At 67.0% G+C, this 17,363-nt stretch carries 19 protein-coding genes; 7 read left to right on the top strand and 12 right to left on the bottom strand.

The window, feature by feature from the left end; translation table 11 throughout:
* Positions 1-5: 5 nt before the first annotated feature.
* The 3 genes from ACSQ27_RS20825 to gpmA form a co-directional block, all read right to left on the bottom strand.
* Complete coding sequence (locus ACSQ27_RS20825) at positions 6-761, bottom strand: HesA/MoeB/ThiF family protein (RefSeq protein WP_436157400.1); 756 nt, start codon at positions 759-761, stop codon at positions 6-8.
* A gap of 121 nt (positions 762-882) precedes the next feature.
* On the bottom strand, positions 883-2,322 hold the full coding sequence (locus ACSQ27_RS20820) for a S41 family peptidase (protein ID WP_436157399.1): 1,440 nt from the start codon (positions 2,320-2,322) through the stop codon (positions 883-885).
* Positions 2,323-2,507: 185 nt separating this feature from the next.
* Complete coding sequence (gene gpmA, locus ACSQ27_RS20815) at positions 2,508-3,251, bottom strand: 2,3-diphosphoglycerate-dependent phosphoglycerate mutase (RefSeq protein WP_436157398.1); 744 nt, start codon at positions 3,249-3,251, stop codon at positions 2,508-2,510.
* Between the two features lie 133 nt (positions 3,252-3,384).
* Between gpmA and ACSQ27_RS20810 the strand changes: the two genes are divergently transcribed.
* From ACSQ27_RS20810 to ACSQ27_RS20795, 4 genes are all read left to right on the top strand, one after another.
* Entirely contained in the window at positions 3,385-3,795 is a 411-nt protein-coding gene (locus ACSQ27_RS20810) for a rhodanese-like domain-containing protein (protein WP_436157397.1), read from the top strand.
* A gap of 107 nt (positions 3,796-3,902) precedes the next feature.
* A complete protein-coding gene (grxC, locus tag ACSQ27_RS20805) occupies positions 3,903-4,160 on the top strand; it encodes a glutaredoxin 3 (protein ID WP_436157396.1) in 258 nt (85 codons plus the stop codon).
* A gap of 216 nt (positions 4,161-4,376) precedes the next feature.
* Positions 4,377-4,844, top strand: coding sequence for a protein-export chaperone SecB (gene secB / locus ACSQ27_RS20800; RefSeq protein WP_436157395.1), 468 nt, complete (start codon positions 4,377-4,379; stop codon positions 4,842-4,844).
* Between the two features lie 43 nt (positions 4,845-4,887).
* Positions 4,888-5,907 carry an NAD(P)H-dependent glycerol-3-phosphate dehydrogenase gene (locus ACSQ27_RS20795; protein ID WP_436157394.1) on the top strand — a complete coding sequence of 340 codons (1,020 nt, stop codon included), beginning with the start codon at positions 4,888-4,890 and terminating at the stop codon, positions 5,905-5,907.
* A 20-nt stretch (positions 5,908-5,927) separates the two neighbouring features.
* Here the strand turns inward: ACSQ27_RS20795 and ACSQ27_RS20790 are convergent, their stop codons facing one another.
* From ACSQ27_RS20790 to panD, 9 genes are all read right to left on the bottom strand, one after another.
* Positions 5,928-6,257 carry a cupin domain-containing protein gene (locus ACSQ27_RS20790; protein ID WP_436157393.1) on the bottom strand — a complete coding sequence of 110 codons (330 nt, stop codon included), beginning with the start codon at positions 6,255-6,257 and terminating at the stop codon, positions 5,928-5,930.
* 73 nt (positions 6,258-6,330) lie between these two features.
* Positions 6,331-6,810 (bottom strand): N-acetyltransferase family protein, encoded by a 480-nt coding sequence (locus ACSQ27_RS20785; protein ID WP_436157392.1) that lies wholly within the window; start codon positions 6,808-6,810, stop codon positions 6,331-6,333.
* 13 nt (positions 6,811-6,823) lie between these two features.
* Entirely contained in the window at positions 6,824-7,672 is an 849-nt protein-coding gene (gene panC / locus ACSQ27_RS20780) for a pantoate--beta-alanine ligase (RefSeq protein WP_436157643.1), read from the bottom strand.
* Positions 7,673-7,709: 37 nt separating this feature from the next.
* Entirely contained in the window at positions 7,710-8,615 is a 906-nt protein-coding gene (panB, locus tag ACSQ27_RS20775; protein WP_436157391.1) for a 3-methyl-2-oxobutanoate hydroxymethyltransferase, read from the bottom strand.
* Between the two features lie 87 nt (positions 8,616-8,702).
* Entirely contained in the window at positions 8,703-9,722 is a 1,020-nt protein-coding gene (gene bioB / locus ACSQ27_RS20770; RefSeq protein WP_436157390.1) for a biotin synthase BioB, read from the bottom strand.
* 68 nt (positions 9,723-9,790) lie between these two features.
* On the bottom strand, positions 9,791-10,990 hold the full coding sequence (gene bioF / locus ACSQ27_RS20765; protein ID WP_436157642.1) for an 8-amino-7-oxononanoate synthase: 1,200 nt from the start codon (positions 10,988-10,990) through the stop codon (positions 9,791-9,793).
* The gene (gene bioD, locus ACSQ27_RS20760) at positions 10,987-11,679 is read right to left on the bottom strand and encodes a dethiobiotin synthase (protein ID WP_436157389.1); all 693 of its coding nucleotides are present in this window, start codon (positions 11,677-11,679) and stop codon (positions 10,987-10,989) included. The genes bioF and bioD overlap by 4 nt, the downstream gene beginning before the upstream one ends.
* Entirely contained in the window at positions 11,672-13,003 is a 1,332-nt protein-coding gene (bioA, locus tag ACSQ27_RS20755) for an adenosylmethionine--8-amino-7-oxononanoate transaminase (protein ID WP_436157388.1), read from the bottom strand. Before bioA ends, bioD begins: the two co-directional genes overlap by 8 nt.
* 63 nt (positions 13,004-13,066) lie before the next feature.
* Positions 13,067-13,447 carry an aspartate 1-decarboxylase gene (panD, locus tag ACSQ27_RS20750; RefSeq protein ID WP_007867856.1) on the bottom strand — a complete coding sequence of 127 codons (381 nt, stop codon included), beginning with the start codon at positions 13,445-13,447 and terminating at the stop codon, positions 13,067-13,069.
* A gap of 171 nt (positions 13,448-13,618) precedes the next feature.
* Between panD and nadC the strand changes: the two genes are divergently transcribed.
* The 3 genes from nadC to pabB are packed head-to-tail and all read left to right on the top strand — an operon-like array spanning position 13,619 to position 17,361.
* Positions 13,619-14,488 (top strand): carboxylating nicotinate-nucleotide diphosphorylase, encoded by an 870-nt coding sequence (nadC, locus tag ACSQ27_RS20745; RefSeq protein WP_436157387.1) that lies wholly within the window; start codon positions 13,619-13,621, stop codon positions 14,486-14,488.
* Between the two features lie 2 nt (positions 14,489-14,490).
* Positions 14,491-15,606 carry a quinolinate synthase NadA gene (gene nadA, locus ACSQ27_RS20740; protein ID WP_436157386.1) on the top strand — a complete coding sequence of 372 codons (1,116 nt, stop codon included), beginning with the start codon at positions 14,491-14,493 and terminating at the stop codon, positions 15,604-15,606.
* A 6-nt stretch (positions 15,607-15,612) separates the two neighbouring features.
* On the top strand, positions 15,613-17,361 hold the full coding sequence (gene pabB / locus ACSQ27_RS20735) for an aminodeoxychorismate synthase component I (protein WP_436157385.1): 1,749 nt from the start codon (positions 15,613-15,615) through the stop codon (positions 17,359-17,361).
* The last annotated feature ends 2 nt before the right edge of the window (positions 17,362-17,363 follow it).

Raw genomic sequence — 17,363 nt, 5'->3', positions numbered from 1 at the left:
TGCGCTCAGTTGTGAACGCCGCCGCAAACCGCGCAGGCGGTGTTGCGCGACAGCTTCATTTCGCTCCACTCCATGCGTTTGCCTTCCAGCATCAGCAGGCGCCCGGTCAGCGGCTCGCCCACGCCGCAGAGCAGCTTCAGCGCCTCGGCGGCCTGCGTGCTGCCGATGATGCCGACCAGCGGCGCGAACACGCCCATGGTGGCGCACAGCGCTTCTTCCATCAGCTCCGATTCGGGGAATACACAGGCATAACAAGGCGATCGCGCATCGCGCGCGTCGAAGACCGCGACCTGGCCGTCGAAGCGGATGGCCGCGCCCGAGACCAGCGGCTTGCGCTGTTTCACGCAGGCACGGTTGATCGCATGGCGGGTGGCGAAGTTGTCGGTGCAGTCCAGCACCAGGTCGGCCTCGCCGACCAGGCGGTCGAGCAGCGCGCCCTCGGCCCGCTGCGTGACCGGCGTGACTACGACGTCGGGGTTGATCGCCGCGATGGCCTGCCGCGCGGACTCGGCCTTGAATTCGCCGACGCGGCCCAGGGTGTGGGCGACCTGCCGCTGCAGGTTGGTGGCATCGACCCGGTCATGGTCGGCAGTGGTGAGGTGGCCGACACCGGCGCTGCCCAGGTAAAGCGCCACCGGCGAGCCCAGGCCGCCGGCCCCGACGATCAGCACATGCGCCTTGAGGAGCTTGTCCTGGCCTTCGATGCCGATTTCGTCGAGCAGGATGTGCCGGGAATAGCGGAGCAGCTGGTCGTCGGTCATGGGATGAAGAGGCTACCCTGAGGGCAGGGCGGCCTGGTGGAAGAAGGAGCGGGAGCGCGAGAAACGAAACCGGGAAAGGCCGGCATTTCCAGCGCGATCCCGTCACTATGCCGTCACGGCCTTAGTTTTCTTTTTTCTCGTTTTTCGGTTCCACAACAGCCGTTTTGCTGACCAGCACAGGGCGGCCCTTGAGCTGGTTGATCGCCTGGGCCAGCTGGAAGTCCTTGTCGCTGCCCAGCTCGGGCGGGCGGCGCTGTTCCGGCGTCTTCTTGGCTTCTTCCTCGAGGCGTTTCATGGCTGCTTCGCGGGCCTTTTCACGGTTGGCATCCTTGACTTCGGCGCCCTGGCCGCTGTTGAGGTGTTTTTCCAGGTCGGCTTCGCGGGTGCGCAGGGCGGCAAACGGGCTGCCTTCGGCGGTGTCGTCCACCATCACGTCGGGCACGATGCCGCGCGCCTGGATGGATTTGCCGCTGGGGGTGTAGTAGCGGGCCGTGGTGAGTTTCAGGCCGGTGTCGGGGCCCAGCGGACGCACGGTCTGCACGGAGCCCTTGCCGAAGGTCTGGTTGCCCATGATGGTGGCACGCTTGTAGTCTTGCAGCGCACCGGCCACGATTTCGCTGGCCGAGGCTGAGCCTTCGTTGACCAGCACCACCAGCGGCACGGTCTTGAGCGCCGCGGGCAGGCGCTTGAGCGGGTCGGAGCCGTTGCGGCGCTGGTAGAACTCGGGCGAGGCCTTGTAGGTGAACTTGCTTTCGGCCAGCTGGCCGTTGGTGGACACCACGGTGACGTTTTCCGGCAGGAAGGCGGCCGACACCGCGACGGCGGCATCCAGCAGGCCGCCCGGGTCGTTGCGCAGGTCAAGCACCAGGCCCTTGAGGTTGGGTTCCTGCTTGTAGATCTGCTCGAGCTTGGTCACGAAGTCGTCGACCGTGCGTTCCTGGAACTGGCTCAGGCGTATCCAGGCGTAGCCGGGCTCCACCACCTTGCTGCGCACCGACTGGGTGCGGATTTCTTCCCGCGTGATGGTCACCGGGAAGGTGCGGTTTTCGTCCTTGCGGAAGATCGTCAGCAGCACCTTGGTCTTGGGTTCGCCGCGCATTTTCTTGACGGCTTCATTGAGCGTCAGGCCCTTGACGGCGGTGTCGTCGATGCGCGTGATCAGGTCGTTGGGCTTGAGGCCGGCGCGGTCGGCGGGCGAGCCTTCGATCGGCGAGACCACCTTAACCAGGCCGTCTTCCTGGCTGATCTCGATGCCGACGCCGACAAAGCGGCCGGTCGTGCCTTCACGGAATTCCTTGAAGGACTTCTTGTCGAAATAGACCGAGTGGGGATCCAGGCTGGCGACCATGCCGGAAATCGCGTCGGTGATGAGTTTTTTCTCGTCCACCGGCTCCACGTAATCGCTCTTGACCATGCCGAAAACGGCGGCCAGCTGCTGCAGCTCCTCGAGCGGCAGCGGGGCGATGCCCGCGCGGGCCACCGCCTGCAATTGCACCGTGGTGAGGGCCCCCGCCACGGCGCCGATTGAAATCCAGCCTGCTATCTTGAGCTTCTGACCCATAAAAATACCTTCGTTAGCCTGTTGGGGAACCCTTGTTCCCCCTGTGGGAAGCAATATACACCTTGGAGAAAGGCCGGGAGCCTCAGTTCCGCCCCCGGCGCGGCGCGGCGCGAAAAAAGACGCGAAACAGGCGGCTATTTACAGGACTTTTACAAAAATCGGGGCGGGCCGGCCTTCCGGAGGAATCAGGCCTTGCCCTGCGCGCCCACGGCCGCCGCCGCCTTGGCCGCGGCCTCGCTGTCGCCCAGGTAGTAGTGGCGCAGCGGTTTGAGTGCTGCGTCCAGTTCGTAGACCAGCGGAATGCCGTTGGGGATGTTGAGCCCCACGATGTCGCCGTCGGAGATGTTGTCCAGGTATTTCACCAGCGCGCGTATGGAATTGCCGTGGGCCGCCACCACGATGCGCTTGCCGGCCTTGATGGCCGGCGCCATCGATTCATTCCAGAAAGGCAGCACGCGGTCCACGGTGTCCTTGAGGCATTCGGTCAGCGGCACCTGGCCGGGCTGCAGCTTGGCATAGCGCGGGTCGTCGCGCTCGCTGCGCGGGTCGTTCGCCTCGAGGGGCGGCGGCGGTGTGTCGTAGCTGCGGCGCCAGACCAGCACCTGCTCGTCGCCGAATTTTTTCGCGGTTTCAGCCTTGTTCAGCCCCTGCAGGGCACCGTAATGCCGCTCGTTGAGGCGCCAGCTGTGCACCACGGGCAGCCAGGTGCGGTCCATTTCGTCCAGCGTGTGCCAGAGCGTGCGGGTCGCGCGCTTGAGCACGCTGGTGTAAGCCAGGTCGAAGTCATAACCTTCGTGTTTGAGCAGCTTGCCGGCGTTTTTGGCCTGCTCAATGCCGGTTTCCGTGAGGTCCACGTCGGTCCAGCCGGTAAAGCGATTTTCAAGGTTCCAGGTCGATTCGCCGTGGCGTATGAGCACGAGTTTGTACATGGTGGAAGGGATGAAGAGTGAAAAAAGGGGGAGAAAACAGGAAAAAAGGGGAATAGGGAGGGTGGCCGGCGGGGCCTTTTCTCCCTCCATTCTAAAATCACGGGTTAGCCGAAAAATACACAAAGGGTATACCGTGAAATTTCTGATCGATAACTGGATGCTGATTTCGATAGCGCTCGCCTCGGGCGGCATGCTGGTTTGGCCCATGGTTTCCGGCGCCATGAATGCCGGCGCGCTGACCGCCAGCGGCGCGGTGCAGCTGATCAACCGCGAAAAAGCGGTGGTCGTGGACGTCAGCGAAGCCGACGAATTCGCCGCCGGCCACGTCACGGGCGCCAAAAACGTGCCTTTCAGCGAGCTGGAAGACAAATTGCCCGCCACGGTCAAGAACAAGGGCCTTCCCCTGATCCTGGTATGCGCCACCGGCGCGCGCGCCGGCCGTGCCGTCGCCGTCGCCAAAAAGCTCGGCTATGAGCAGGCCCAATCGCTGGGCGGCGGGCTCAAAGCCTGGAAAGAAGCTAACCTTCCCCTCGAAAAGGCCTGAGTCAGGGTTGGCCAGGCCAGGGCGGGCATGAAACCTGCCTTACCCGGCCGGCCCCGCTTCATCCACTTTCCACCGCTGCGCTCACGCCGGCGCGACACGGAGAAACCATGCAAACCGTCAAGATCTACACCACCGGCACCTGCCCCTACTGCATCCAGGCCAAACAGCTGCTCAAGCAGCGCGGCGTCACCGAACTCGATGAAATCCGCGTCGACATGGTGCCCGGCGAACGCCAGAAGATGATGGACATCACGGGACGGCGCACGGTGCCGCAGATCTTTATCGGCGAGACCCACGTCGGCGGTTGCGACGACCTGATGGCCCTGGACGGCCGAGGCGGCCTGATGCCGCTTCTGAATAGATAAACACCCCCGTCCAGGCTCACTGCGTGTAGCCTGTTCCCCCCTCGAGGGGGCGGCGCCAGCGGCCCGGCAAAGCCGGTTCCGCGGCCCCTGCTGGTTTTACTTGCTGGCTATACAAAGTGTGCGACGGTGGGGGTTACACACCGGCTCCCTATAATCATCCGCTGGTTGCCGGCCTGCCGGCGCATCGATTCCCCTCCCAGCACCCGAAAGAACACCATGGCTGAAGCCAATCTTGACCCCGTATTCCAGATCCAGCGCGTTTACCTCAAGGACGTGTCGCTGGAGCAGCCTAATTCGCCCGAAATCCTGCTGAACCAGGAGCAACCCAGCGTGGACATCCAGCTGGGCGTGGGTGCCACCCCCATCGCCGAAGGCCTGTTCGAAGTCGCCGTGACGGCCACCGTGCAGACCAGGATCGCCGACAAGACCGTGTTCCTGGTGGAAGCCAAGCAGGCCGGCATCTTCGAAATCCGCAACGTGCCGCCCGAGCAGCTGGGTTCCATCCTGGGCATCGCCTGCCCGCAAATCGTTTATCCCTACCTGCGCGGCAACGTGGCCGACGTGATCCAGCGCGGCGGTTTCCCGCCCGTGCACATGGCGGAAATCAACTTCCAGGCCATGTACGAACAGCAGCAGGCCGAAGCCGCGGCCGCCGCACCGGCCGCTTCCCAGATCATCGTGTGATGGCCCGCCGGGATGAATCTCCCGGCTGCCTCATGATGTCCTCATGAAAATACTGGTCATTGGCGCGGGTGCCTGGGGCACGGCGCTGGCCGTCAGCAGCGCTTCGCGCCACCAGGTCACCCTGTGGGCGCGCGATGCGGCGCAACTCGCCGGCCTGCGGTCCGCGCGCACCAATGCCCGCTACCTGCCCGGCATTGCCTTGCCTGCTGCCCTGGCGCTGCAGGGCGGCGATACGCCGCTGGCCCAGGCCCTGGCCGGGCAAGACCTCATCATCCTGGCTACGCCGGTCTCGGCGGCGCGCGGCATGCTGCAAAGCCTGCGGCACGCCGGCGCACCCGTGGCCTGGCTCAGCAAGGGCTTTGAGGCGCCGGTGGCTGCCGCTGCTTCTTCGCCTTCGCCGTTCGGGTTGATGGTCCACGAAATCCGCGCCCAGGCTGCCCCCGATTTAAGGGCCGGCGTGCTCAGCGGCCCCAGCTTTGCGCTCGAAGTCGCGCGCGGCCAGCCCACGGCGCTGGTGGCCGCCAGCGAGCACGCCGAGGTGCGCGATGCGCTGGTCGCCGCTTTCCATGGTGCCACCCTGCGCGTCTACGCCAATGACGACGTCGTGGGAGTGGAAGTCGGCGGTGCCGTCAAGAACGTGCTGGCCATCGCCACAGGCCTGTGCGACGGCCTGCAACTGGGCCTGAATGCCCGTGCCGCCCTTATCACGCGCGGCCTGGCTGAAATGACGCGCCTGGGCGTGGCGCTGGGCGCCCGCGCCGAAACCTTCACCGGCTTGTCGGGCCTGGGCGACCTGGTGCTCACGGCCACCGGCGACCTGAGCCGCAACCGCAAGGTCGGCCTGCTGCTGGCTCAGGGCCAGACGCTGGCGCAGGCGGTGGCTTCGCTGGGGCATGTCGCAGAAGGTGTGTACTGCGCCCGCACTGTGGTGCAGCGCGCGGCCGGTCTAGGTGTCGAGATGCCGATTGCCCAGAGCGTGGTGGCCTTGCTGGACGGCAAGCTCCAGCCCGCCGAAGCGGTGGCGATGCTGATGGGCCGCGGGCCTACGGCCGAGCTGGCCTGAATCCCTGCACCGTGCCGGCACTATTTGCACAAATGCAGCGTCACCAGCAGTGAGGCATCCCGCACCGCCGTCAGGCCATGTGGTACGCCGCCCGCCAGCCAGAGCAACTGGCCGGCTTTCATGGGCTGGGTCTGGCCGCCCGCCGTGAAGGCCACTTCCCCCTCCAGGCACTGCACGGTGATTTCGCCCTTGACCTGATGCGAAGGCACGGTCTTGCCGGCCGGCACGATGAGGCGCATGACTTCCAGCTCTTCGCTTTTGAACAGCGCGAGTGTCCTGGCTTCCGAAAGTTTCCCCGCCAGCGGCTGGACGTTGATCAGTTGCCCGGAAGCGGCGTGGGGAATGGCCATGGTGGAACTCCTGCAGATGCCTGGGGACTTTATACCCCAAGGCCGGTGTCGTCCGTCCCCGCGTTTGACCTGATCAGGCCGCCACCATCGCCCCGGGAGTCGCCTTGTTGTAGTACAGGAAAACCTCGTCGCGCACCCAGTCCAAAGATTCGTACAAGGCCTGCGCCTGGTGGTTGGTCCTGGCGGTGCTGAGGTCCAGCCGCGCGAAGCCGTTCTGTCGGGCATGGCCGTCGGCCGCCTGCATCAGCGCGCGGCCGGCACCGGTCTGGCGTGCTGGGGGTGCCACATAGAGGTCGTAGAGCGTGAAAATCGGCTGGGCGATCACCGAGCAGAAGCTGGGGTAGAGCTGGCAAAACCCCACCAGCGATTGCGCAGCATCCGCGGCCTGGGCGACCAGGATCACCGACTCCTGGTTCCGCATGCGGTCGCCGATGAACTGCAAGGCCAGTCCGGCGTCGGCGGGCTGCTCGTAAAACTGCCGGTAGGCGTCGAACAGCGCGGCGACGGCCGGCAGGTCGGGCAGGGTCGCGAGGCGGATGGATACTGCGCTCATGCCGGCGTTGCCGCTAGATTTCCAGGTTGTCGATCAGCCGCGTGCTGCCCAGCTTGGCCGCACCCAGCACCACCAGCGGCTCGCCGGCCAGCGGGCCTTGCGGCGCCAGCAGGTCGGCGCGGCGGCGCACGGTGAGGTAGTCGGGCTTCCAGCCGCGGCGTGCCAGTGCCTGCATGGCCTGGGCTTCCAGCGCGGGCAGGTCGGGCGTGCCACTAGCGCGGGCAGCCTCGCCCAGCGCACGTATGGCCTTGGAGAGCTCCACGGCCTCGGCGCGCTCGGTCGCGCTCAGGTAGCCGTTGCGTGAGGACAGCGCCAGGCCGTCTTCGGCACGCTGGGTCTCGCCGGCCAGGATCTCGATGGGCAGCGCGAACTGCTGCACCATGCGGCGCACCACCATGACCTGCTGGTAGTCCTTCTTGCCGAAAGCGGCCACGCCCGTGGGCATGCCGGCGAATACGCAGCTGAACAGCTTGAGCACCACGGTACTCACGCCGATGAAAAAGCCGGGCCGGAAGTGGCCTTCCAGGATGTCGCTCAAGTCGGTGGCCGGGTGCACCTTGTAAGTCTGTGGCTCGGGGTACAGGTGTTTTTCCAGCGGCGCGAACAGCACGTTGCAGCCGGCGGCCTTCAGGCGCTCGGCGTCGGCGTCCAGGGTGCGCGGGTAGCTGTCGAAGTCTTCATGCGGCGCGAACTGCAGGCGGTTCACGAAGATGCTGGAGACGGTGACATCACCCAGCGGCTTGGCCTGCTTGACGAGGGCGATGTGGCCGTCATGCAGGTTGCCCATGGTGGGCACAAAGGCCGGGCGCTTGTAGGGGCTCAGGGCTTCGCGCAGCTCGGGGATGGTGTGGACGATCTGCATCATGTCTCCAGAAAAGAGGGGCGCAAGGGAGCGGGGCTCACCACGCGTGGGTGGCGTTCACCGGAAAGCTGCCGTCCTTGACGGCGTGCACATAGGCTTCCATGGCGCCGCGCACGCTGGCGCTTTTGTTGTCCGGGCCTTCCATGAAGTTGCGCACGAACTTCGGCATCTTGCCCAGGTTCATGCCCAGCATGTCGTGCAGCACCAGCACCTGGCCGGCCGTGCCGCTGCCCGCGCCTATGCCTATGGTGGCGCAGTGGGCGAGTTCTTTTGTCAGCTCGGCCGACAGGGCCGCGGGCACCATCTCCAGCACCATCATGGCGGCGCCGGCATCCTGCAACTCGCGGGCCTGCTGCTTGAGCGTGGCGGCGGCTTCCTCGCCCTTGCCCTGCACGCGGTAGCCGCCCAGCGCATGCACGGTCTGCGGCGTCAGGCCCAGGTGGGCGCAGACGGGAATGCCGCGCTCGACCAGGAAGCGCACGGTCTCGGCCGTCCAGCCTCCGCCTTCCAGCTTGACCATGTGGGCGCCGGCCTGCATGAGTACCACGGCGCTGCGCAAGGCCTGCTCCGGGGACTCGTGGTAGCTGCCGAAGGGCAGGTCGCCGATCAGCCAGGCCGTGGCCTGCGAGCGGCGCAGGCCGTTGGCCACGCATTCGGTGTGGTGGCGCATGGTCTCAAGCGTCACGCCGACGGTGCTGGTCAAGCCCTGGCAGACCATGCCCAGCGAATCGCCCACCAGGATGCATTCCACGCCCGCCGCATCGGCCACGGCCGCGAAGGTCGCGTCGTAGGCCGTCAGCATGGTGATTTTTTCGCCCTGCGCATGCATTTCGCGCAGGCGCGGCAGGCTCAGCGGCTTGCGCGCCGACGGCGTTGACGAAGGCGGCAGCGTGCCGTAAGGCGTTGCGCTGGTGTTGGCGGTGGTATTGGAAGCAGACGTCATGGGGCAGGTCCGGAATTTAGCGAGAGTCTAACCAGCTTCACCGTGCTTTTTTAGGCGCGGTTTAGAGAGCCCAGACAAGGCAGTGTCTTAACGAACTTCAGGCGCCGAGCGGCTCATGCCCAGGCGTTCCAGCAGCTTCACGTCGGCCTCGGTGTCGGGGTTGCCGGTGGTCAGCAGCTTGTCGCCGTAGAAGATCGAATTGGCGCCGGCCAGGAAACACAGGGCCTGCACGCCGTCACCCATCTGCTGGCGGCCGGCCGACAGGCGCACGCGCGCGGTCGGCATGGTGATGCGGGCCACGGCAATCGTGCGCACGAACTCAAACGGGTCCAGGTCGGCCTGGTTGGCCAGCGGCGTGCCTTCGACCTTCACCAGGTTGTTGATGGGCACGGACTCGGGGTAAGGCGTGAGATTGGCGAGCTCGGCCACCAGGCCGGCGCGCTGGCGGCGCGTCTCGCCCATGCCGACGATGCCGCCGCAGCAGACCTTGACGCCGGCGCTGCGCACGCGCGCCAGCGTGTCCAGGCGGTCCTGGTAGTCGCGTGTGGTGATGATGTCGCCGTAAAAATCAGGCGCGCTGTCCAGGTTGTGGTTGTAGTAGTCCAGGCCCGCGCTCTGCAGGGTTTGCGCATGGCCGTCTTCCAACATGCCCAGCGTGGCGCAGGTTTCCAGGCCCAGGGCTTTCACGGTGCGCACCAGCTCGGCGACTTTTTCGATGTCGCGGTCTTTGGGCGAACGCCAGGCCGCGCCCATGCAAAAACGTGTGGCGCCGGCGGCTTGCGCACGCTGCGCGGCGGCCAGCACCTCGGCGGGCTCCATGAGCTTGCTGGCCTCCACGCCGGTGTCGTAGCGCGCGGCCTGCGGGCAGTAGCCGCAGTCTTCGGCGCAGCCGCCGGTCTTGACCGACAGCAGGGTGGCGAACTCGACGCGTGTCGGATCGAAGTTTTCGCGGTGCACCGTCTGCGCGCGGTGCATCAGCTCAGGGAAGGGCAGGTTGAACAGCGCTTCGATCGCGTCAACGCTCCAGCGTGGGTCGCCGGCGGGGGCTGGCGCGGCTTTGGCGCGGGGGCGGTGCAGGGTGACGGTTTGTTCTGCGGTGTGGGACATGTGTTCTTCCTTCCGAAGCGTGGGTTTTGGAGTCTAGCTGAAGAGATGGGGGCAATGAGGTGTAACGATCAAGCGGCCTGCCGCGCCAGCGCGCCCAGGGCTTCAATCAACTGGTCGACGTCGGCTTCACTGTGCGCGGCCGACAGCGCGATGCGCAGCCGGGCCGTGCCCTCGGCCACGGTGGGCGGGCGAATCGCCGGCACCCAGATGCCGCGCATGCGCAAGCCATCCATCACGGCCAGAGCCTGGTCATTGGGACCTATCAGCAGCGGCTGGATCGCGGTTTGCGAGGCCGACAGCTGCCAGCCGCTGTCTTCAAGGCTCGCTGCCAGGCCGCTGCGCAGGCGCGCGATGAGGCGCTGCAGATGCGCGCGCCGCCACTCGTCCTGCTCAATCACTTGCAGGCTGGCGCGCAGGGCGCTCGCCAGCAGCGCGGGCGCGGCCGTGGCAAATATATAACTGCGGGTTTTCTGCAGCAGCCATTCGACCAGCGCTTCGTCGCCCGCCACAAAAGCGCCGGCCACACCGGCGGCCTTGCCCAGCGTGGCCATGTAGAGCACGCGGCGCGAGGCTTGCGCGCCATAGAGGCCGGCGGCGGCCAGGCTGCCGCGGCCCTGCGGGCCCAGCACGCCGAAGCCGTGGGCGTCGTCCAGCAGCAGCAGGGCGTCGTGGCGCTCGCACAGCGCCAGCAGCGCCGGGATGTCGGCGCTGTCGCCGTCCATGCTGAAGACGGCGTCGCTGATCACCAGCTTGCGCGGCGCGGTGCTGCGAGAAAGTTCGTTTTCGAGCGCGCCAAGGTCGGCATGCTCGTAGCGGTGAATTTGCGCGCGTGACAGCCGCGCGCCGTCGATCAGGCAGGCGTGGTTGAGCGCGTCCGAAAAAATCGCGTCGCCGGCACCCACCAGCGCCGGCACGATGCCGATGTTGGTGGCGTAGCCCGCGTAAAAATACAAGGCGCGCGGCAGGCCCACAAAAGCCGCGAGTTCGCGCTCCAGCGCCGCGTTGGCCGCGCTGTGGCCGCTGACCAGCGGCGAGGCGCCGGCCCCCACGCCATAAGCCTGCGCGCCTTCGCAGGCCGCCTGCACCAGGGCCGGGTGGGTGGCCAGGCCCAGGTAGTCGTTGCTGCAAAAGGCCAGCATGCTCTGGCCGTCCACCACCAGGCGCGCACCGCTCTCGGGCACGACCTCGCGGCGCCGGCGGCGCAGGTGCGCGCCGTCCAGTTCAGCCAGGCGGGCCGGGAATTCATCGAGCCAGGAAGCGGTCGTCATTGCCATGCGGGGGGAAGCTCAAAGATGACCGCGCGCGGGTCGGGCGCGGCCTGGTGGGGAATGGTGGCCAGCAGCGGCGCCTGCAGCTTCTGCCGCAGGAAGGCGATGTTGTCCTCTTGCGCCAGCATGGCGGCATCGACGTGGTTGGCGACCCAGCCCGCCAGCGTGAGGCCGCGCGCGCGTATGGCATCGGCCGTGAGCAGCGCGTGGTTCAGGCAGCCGAGCCGCAGGCCCACCACCAGCACCACGGGCAGGCCCAGCGCCTGGGCCAGGTCGGCGCCGGTCTCGGTGTCCGACAGCGGCACCTGGAAACCGCCCGCGCCTTCGACGACCACGGCGTCGGCCAGCTGCGCGAGCCTGCGCTGGCAGTCCACAAGTTTCGCGATGCGGATGGGCCGGCCAGCACGCGCTGCCGCGATGTGGGGTGATACTGGATCGGGCAGCAATACCGGGTTGTCAAGCTCGGGGGGCACACGGCAACTCGAGGCGGCGCGCAGCGCGACCACGTCTTCATTGACGTCTTCGCCATTGACCTGGACCGTGCCCGCCGCCACGGGCTTCATGCCCACGACGCGCACATGGTGGCGCGCCAGCGCATGCAGCAGCCCGGCGCTGGCCAGGGTCTTGCCCACGCCGGTGTCGGTGCCGGTCACGAATAGCGAAATTGGCCTGCGCGCGGCTTCAGCCATGGTCACCTTCTTCGGCCAGCGTGGCCTCCAGCGCCGCCAGCGCGCCGCGCGCCAGGTGCTGGGCGGCCTGCGCATCCATCACGTAAGGCGGCATGGCGTAAATCGTCTGGCCTATCGGGCGCAGCAGCACGCCGTTCGCCATGGCGTGCTGTGTGTAGCGGCGCGCGAAGTGGGGCCTGCTGCCAGGCTCCACGTCCCACGCCCAGATCATGCCCAGCCTGCGCGCATGCCGGATGGCCCGGTGTTGCGTCAGCGGCGCGAAGGCCGCATCCAGCACCTGCGCCGTTTCGGCGTTGCGCGCCAGCACATCGGTCTGCTCGAACAGCTCCAGCGTGGCCAGCGCGGCGCGGCAGGCCAGCGGGTTGCCGGTATACGAATGCGAATGCAGGAATCCGCGCGCGACCTCGTCGTCGTAAAAGGCTTCGTAGACCGCGTCGGTGGTCAGCACGGCCGACAGCGGCAGCGTGCCGCCGGTCAACCCTTTGGACAGGCAAATGAAGTCCGGCCGTATGCCGGCCTGCTGGTGCGCGAACATCGTGCCGGTGCGGCCGAAGCCGGTGGCGATCTCGTCGGCGATCAGGTGCACCTCGTAGCGGTCGCACAGCGCGCGGGCTTCGCGCAGGTAGGCTGCGTCGTGCATGGCCATGCCGGCGGCACATTGCACCAGGGGCTCGACGATGAGCGCGGCGGTCTCCGCGTGGTGCTGTTCCAGCCAGGCCTGCAGGCTGCTGGCGGCGCGGCGTGCTACGTCCGCCGCGCTTTCGCCGGCCTGGGCGCCGCGCGCGTCGGGGCTGGGCACGGTGGCAGCCAGGCGCACCAGCGGCGCATAGGCTTCGCGGAAGATCGCGATGTCGGTCACCGCCAGCGCACCCACGGTTTCGCCGTGGTAGCCGCCGGCCAGGCCTATGAAGCGGCTTTTTTCGGGCCGGCCGCTGTTGCGCCAGTAGTGGGCGCTCATCTTGAGCGCGATCTCGGTGGCGCTGGCGCCGTCGCTGCCGTAGAAGGCATGGCCCAGGCCGGTCAGCGCGCCCAGGCGCTCTGAGAGTTCCACCACCGGGGCGTGCGTGAAGCCGGCCAGCATCACGTGGTCCAGCGTGTCGAGCTGCTCACGCAGCGCCGCCTTGATGTGCGGATGGCCGTGGCCGAACAGGTTGACCCACCAGGAGCTCACGCCGTCCAGGTAGCGCCTGCCTTCAAAGTCGTGCAGCCACACGCCTTCGGCGCGCGCGATGGGCACGGGCGGCTGGGCCTCATGCAGCTTCATCTGGGTGCAGGGGTGCCACACATGGCGCAGGCTGCGCCGGATCATCGCTGCGTTGTCCATGAAGCCTTGTGTAAAGAGAGGGGAAAAGGCTGCGACCTCGGGCGTTTCCGAGGCCGCAAGGGCTCAGGGCTGCTGCACCGGGATGGTGGAGCGCTCTTCCTTGATGCGGTTGTCCGGGTTCACGAACACCAGCTTGGGGCTGAAGCCCGCGACGTGCTCTTCATGCACCTGGGCGAACGCGGCGATGATGACCAGGTCGCCCACGGCGGCGCGGCGCGCTGCGGAGCCGTTGACCGAGATGATGCGGCTGCCGCGTTCGGCGCGTATCGCATAGGTGATGAAGCGCTCCCCGTTGTTGATGTTCCAGATGTGGACCTGCTCGTTCTCGGCCAGGTTGGCGGCATCCAGCAGGTCTTCGTCGATGGCGCAGGAGCCTTCGTAGTTGAGTTCGCAATGCGTCACCGCAGCGCGGTGGATCTTGGATTTGAGCAGGGTTCTGAACATGGTGGGGGTCGATGAAAATGGGGCAAGAGGCAAAGCGCCACTGTGGAGCGCTTGAACGGGCGGATCGCGGTATACAGGCGCCTGGCCGGTCGCTGTAACATTTGCGACAGTTTTCGGCTCTATTTAATAGTTTAGTGCACGGTATGGCGTGCTCCCAATCTTAGATTGCTCATGAAAAAGTCATTTGATTTCACGGCCCAGGCGCTTGCCGCCCTGGCCCAGGCCGACGCGGCCCGCGCCCTCGCGGAAGACATAGGCGCGGGCGACCTGACGGCCGGCCTGATCGATCCGGCCCGCCAGGCGCGCGCGCAGGTTGTGGCACGCGAAAGCGCCGTCGTCTGTGGCGCCGCCTGGGTTGAGGCCACGGTGCGGCAGCTGGACCCGCAGGCCCAGCTGACCTGGCACGTGAAGGACGGCGAGCGCTGCGAAGCCGGCCAGGTGGTGTTCGAGGTGCGCGGCCAGGCCCGGGCCCTGCTGTCGGCCGAACGCACAGCGCTGAATTTTCTGCAACTGCTGAGCGCCGTGGCAACCAAAACGGCGGTTTACGCCGACATCGTCAAAGGCACAAAGACCGTCATCGTGGACACGCGAAAAACCCTGCCGGGCCTGCGCCTGGCGCAGAAATACGCGGTGGTCGCCGGCGGCGGCAGCAACCACCGGGTCGGTTTGTACGACGCGGTGCTGATCAAGGAAAACCACATCGCGGCGGCCGGCGGCATCGCCCAGGTGCTGGAGCGCGCGGCCGAGGTTGCCGCGCAGGCCGATTTTGTGCAGATCGAGGTCGAGAACCTCGACGAACTGGCCCAGGCCCTGAACGCCGGCGCACGCATGATCCTGCTGGACAACATGAGCCTGCCCGACCTGAAAGAGGCCGTGCGCATCAACGCCGGGCGTGCCGTGCTGGAGATTTCCGGCGGCGTCACGCTGGACGGCCTGCGCGCCCTGGCCGAAACCGGTGTGGACCGCATTTCCATCGGTACGCTCACCAAGGATGTCCGGGCGATTGATTTTTCCATGCGCTTTGATGCGCAGGTAGCCTGAGCATGCACGCGACCCTGCCGATTCGCGTCGAGTACGAGCAGCCCGAAGCTGCGGGCGCCTGCAGCACGCACCAGGCCTGGGCCCGCGTGCCGGCCGAGCCCACGCAGGCCGAGCGCGCGGCACTCAAAAGCCGCATCCGCGAGTTGCTCAAGGCGCGCAACGCCGTCATGGTCTCGCACTACTATGTGCACCCCGACCTGCAGGACTTGGCCGAAGAAACCGGCGGCCTGGTGTCGGACTCGCTGGAGATGGCGCGCTTCGGCCGTGACCATGCGGCGCAAACCCTGGTGGTCTCCGGCGTGCGTTTCATGGGCGAGACGGCCAAAATCCTGTCGCCCGAAAAACGCGTGCTCATGCCCGACCTCGACGCGACCTGTTCGCTGGACCTGGGCTGCCCGGTCGATGAATTCAGCGCCTTCTGCGACGCTCACCCGGACCGCACCGTGGTGGTCTACGCCAACACCAGTGCCGCCGTGAAGGCGCGCGCCGACTGGGTGGTCACCTCCAGCTGCGCGCTCGACATCGTGCGTGCGCTCAAGGCGCAGGGCCAGAAAATCCTCTGGGCGCCGGATCGTCACCTGGGCGGCTACATCCAGCGCGAGACCGGCGCCGACATGGTCTTCTGGAACGGCGCCTGCATCGTGCACGACGAGTTCAAGGCCTTTGAGCTGCAGGCGCTGAAAGCCGAACACCCCGGCGCGCGCGTGCTGGTGCACCCCGAATCGCCCGCCGACGTGGTGGCGCTGGCCGACGCTGTGGGTTCCACCTCCGGCATCCTGAAAGCCGCGCGCGAGATGGACGCCACGGAATTTATCGTCGCCACCGACAACGGCATGCTGCACAAGCTGCGCACGCTGAACCCCGGCAAGACCTTTATCGAAGCGCCCACCGCCGGCAACAGCGCCACCTGCAAAAGCTGTGCGCACTGCCCCTGGATGGCCATGAACGGCCTGGCCGGGCTGGCGCAGGTGCTGGAGACCGGCGAGAATGAGATCACCGTGGATGCGGCGCTCGGCCTGCGTGCCCGTTTGCCGATAGACCGCATGCTGGCGTTCACCGAGGCCCTCAAAGCGGGCCGGCCGGTGACAGGCCTGGTGCCGCATATCGGCGCGGCTTGACCTGACGTGACAGGCAGCCTCTCCGCCCTTATCGACTTCGCCGATCCCCAGCAGCCCGACGGGCGGCGCCTGCGCCAGGCCTTCGGCGCGCCGCGCGAAGTACTGGTGGCTCACCGGCCCGAAGAGGTGCGCGCCGTGCTCGATGCCGCGCAGGCTGGGGCGCAGCGCGGCGCCTGGTGCGTGGGCTACCTGCGTTACGAGGCCGCACCCGCTTTTGATGCCGCGCTGGTGGTGTACCCCGCAGAAGGACCGCTGGCCTGGTTTGCGGTGCATGAGCAGGCGCTGCCCTGGCCGCAGCCGACACAAGAGGCCTCGCCGCAGCTGCAATGGCAGGAAGCGATGGCACGCCCGGCCTTTGATGCCGCCCTCGCCGAAATGCAGCGCGCGATTGCCGCCGGCGAGTATTACCAGGTCAATTTCACGGCGCAGATGCGGGCTGTGTTGAACGGCGATACGGGCAGCGCGCTGGCGCTGTTCCAGGCCTTGCAGCGCGCCCAGCCGGGCGGTTATGCGGCTTTTCTGGACACGGGCGAGGAGCAACTGTTGTCGGTTTCGCCCGAACTGTTTTTTGATTGGCGCGAAGGCGTGCTGCTCACGCGGCCCATGAAGGGCACGGCGCCGCGCGGCATGAATCCCGAAGACGATGCCGCACAGGCTGAGGCGCTGCGCAGTTCAGCGAAAGAGCGCGCCGAGAATGTGATGATCGTGGACCTGCTGCGCAACGACCTGTCGCGCATCGCCGAGCCTTTCAGCGTACGTGTGCCGCGCCTGTTCCACACCGAGGCCTTGCCCGCGGTGTGGCAGATGACGTCCGACGTGGAGGCGCGCACGCGAGCCGGTTGCGGGCTGGCCGATGTGTTTGCCGCGCTGTTCCCCTGCGGCTCGGTCACCGGCGCGCCCAAGGTGCGGGCCATGCGGGCGATCCGCGAACTGGAACGCGGGCCGCGCGGTGTGTACTGCGGCGCCATCGGTGTGCTGCGGCCCGGCGGCGCGGCGACTTTTAACGTGCCCATCCGCACCGTGAGCCTGCGTGGCCAGGAAGCCCGTTGCGGTATCGGGAGCGGCATTACCTCGGGTTCCGTGGCGGAAGGTGAATGGCAGGAGTGGCGCCACAAGCGGGCGTTCCTGGAGCGCGCCAGCATGCCTTTTGAGATTCTCGAAACCCTGGCCCTGGAAACAGGAGAGTTGCGCCACGTCGATCACCATCTGGCTCGCATGGCGGTTTCTGCTGCCCACTTTGGTCGGCTATGGGATGCGGCGCAAGCCCACGCGAGTCTGCAGGCGTTGGTGCAGGCGCACCCGCAAGGCCTCTGGCGTGTCCGCCTGCTGCTGGCCGACGACGGAAAATTCAGTGCCCAGGCCTATGCCATGGAGGCGTCGCCGCCCCAGGTGCGCCTGCAATTGGCAGGGCGTCCGCTGGACGCGGCCCACGGTGAATTTGTGCGCTTCAAGACGACGAACCGCGCCCACTACGACGCCTTCACGCCGAGCGCACCTGGCGTGTTTGACAGCGTGCTGTGGAACGCGCGGGGCGAGATTACCGAATGCACACGCGGCAACATCGCGATGCGGGTGAACGGCCGCTGGGTCACGCCGCCGCTGGCCTGCGGGCTGCTGCCGGGCGTGGGCCGCGCGCTGGCCTTGCAGGAGGGCCGGCTGAGCGAAGCTGTCGTGCGGATGGACGAATTGGCAAGGGTCGAGGCCTGGGCCTTTGTGAACAGCCTCAGGGGCTGGATAGACGCGACCCTCGTCTGAAC

The organism is Polaromonas sp. LjRoot131 (assembly GCF_964252805.1).
GTDB lineage: Bacteria > Pseudomonadota > Gammaproteobacteria > Burkholderiales > Burkholderiaceae_C > Polaromonas.
Note: the sequence above shows the minus strand (reverse complement) of the source record. Positions and strands in the feature narration are given on the sequence as shown.

Coding starts and splice junctions, on each gene's coding strand:
- ACSQ27_RS20825 (WP_436157400.1), bottom strand. CDS start 761: ATGACCGACGACCAGCTGCTCCGCTATTCCCGGCACATCCTGCTCGAC.
- ACSQ27_RS20820 (WP_436157399.1), bottom strand. CDS start 2,322: ATGGGTCAGAAGCTCAAGATAGCAGGCTGGATTTCAATCGGCGCCGTG.
- gpmA (WP_436157398.1), bottom strand. CDS start 3,251: ATGTACAAACTCGTGCTCATACGCCACGGCGAATCGACCTGGAACCTT.
- grxC (WP_436157396.1), top strand. CDS start 3,903: ATGCAAACCGTCAAGATCTACACCACCGGCACCTGCCCCTACTGCATC.
- secB (WP_436157395.1), top strand. CDS start 4,377: ATGGCTGAAGCCAATCTTGACCCCGTATTCCAGATCCAGCGCGTTTAC.
- ACSQ27_RS20795 (WP_436157394.1), top strand. CDS start 4,888: ATGAAAATACTGGTCATTGGCGCGGGTGCCTGGGGCACGGCGCTGGCC.
- ACSQ27_RS20790 (WP_436157393.1), bottom strand. CDS start 6,257: ATGGCCATTCCCCACGCCGCTTCCGGGCAACTGATCAACGTCCAGCCG.
- ACSQ27_RS20785 (WP_436157392.1), bottom strand. CDS start 6,810: ATGAGCGCAGTATCCATCCGCCTCGCGACCCTGCCCGACCTGCCGGCC.
- panC (WP_436157643.1), bottom strand. CDS start 7,672: ATGCAGATCGTCCACACCATCCCCGAGCTGCGCGAAGCCCTGAGCCCC.
- panB (WP_436157391.1), bottom strand. CDS start 8,615: ATGACGTCTGCTTCCAATACCACCGCCAACACCAGCGCAACGCCTTAC.
- bioB (WP_436157390.1), bottom strand. CDS start 9,722: ATGTCCCACACCGCAGAACAAACCGTCACCCTGCACCGCCCCCGCGCC.
- bioF (WP_436157642.1), bottom strand. CDS start 10,990: ATGACGACCGCTTCCTGGCTCGATGAATTCCCGGCCCGCCTGGCTGAA.
- bioD (WP_436157389.1), bottom strand. CDS start 11,679: ATGGCTGAAGCCGCGCGCAGGCCAATTTCGCTATTCGTGACCGGCACC.
- bioA (WP_436157388.1), bottom strand. CDS start 13,003: ATGGACAACGCAGCGATGATCCGGCGCAGCCTGCGCCATGTGTGGCAC.
- panD (WP_007867856.1), bottom strand. CDS start 13,447: ATGTTCAGAACCCTGCTCAAATCCAAGATCCACCGCGCTGCGGTGACG.
- nadC (WP_436157387.1), top strand. CDS start 13,619: ATGAAAAAGTCATTTGATTTCACGGCCCAGGCGCTTGCCGCCCTGGCC.
- nadA (WP_436157386.1), top strand. CDS start 14,491: ATGCACGCGACCCTGCCGATTCGCGTCGAGTACGAGCAGCCCGAAGCT.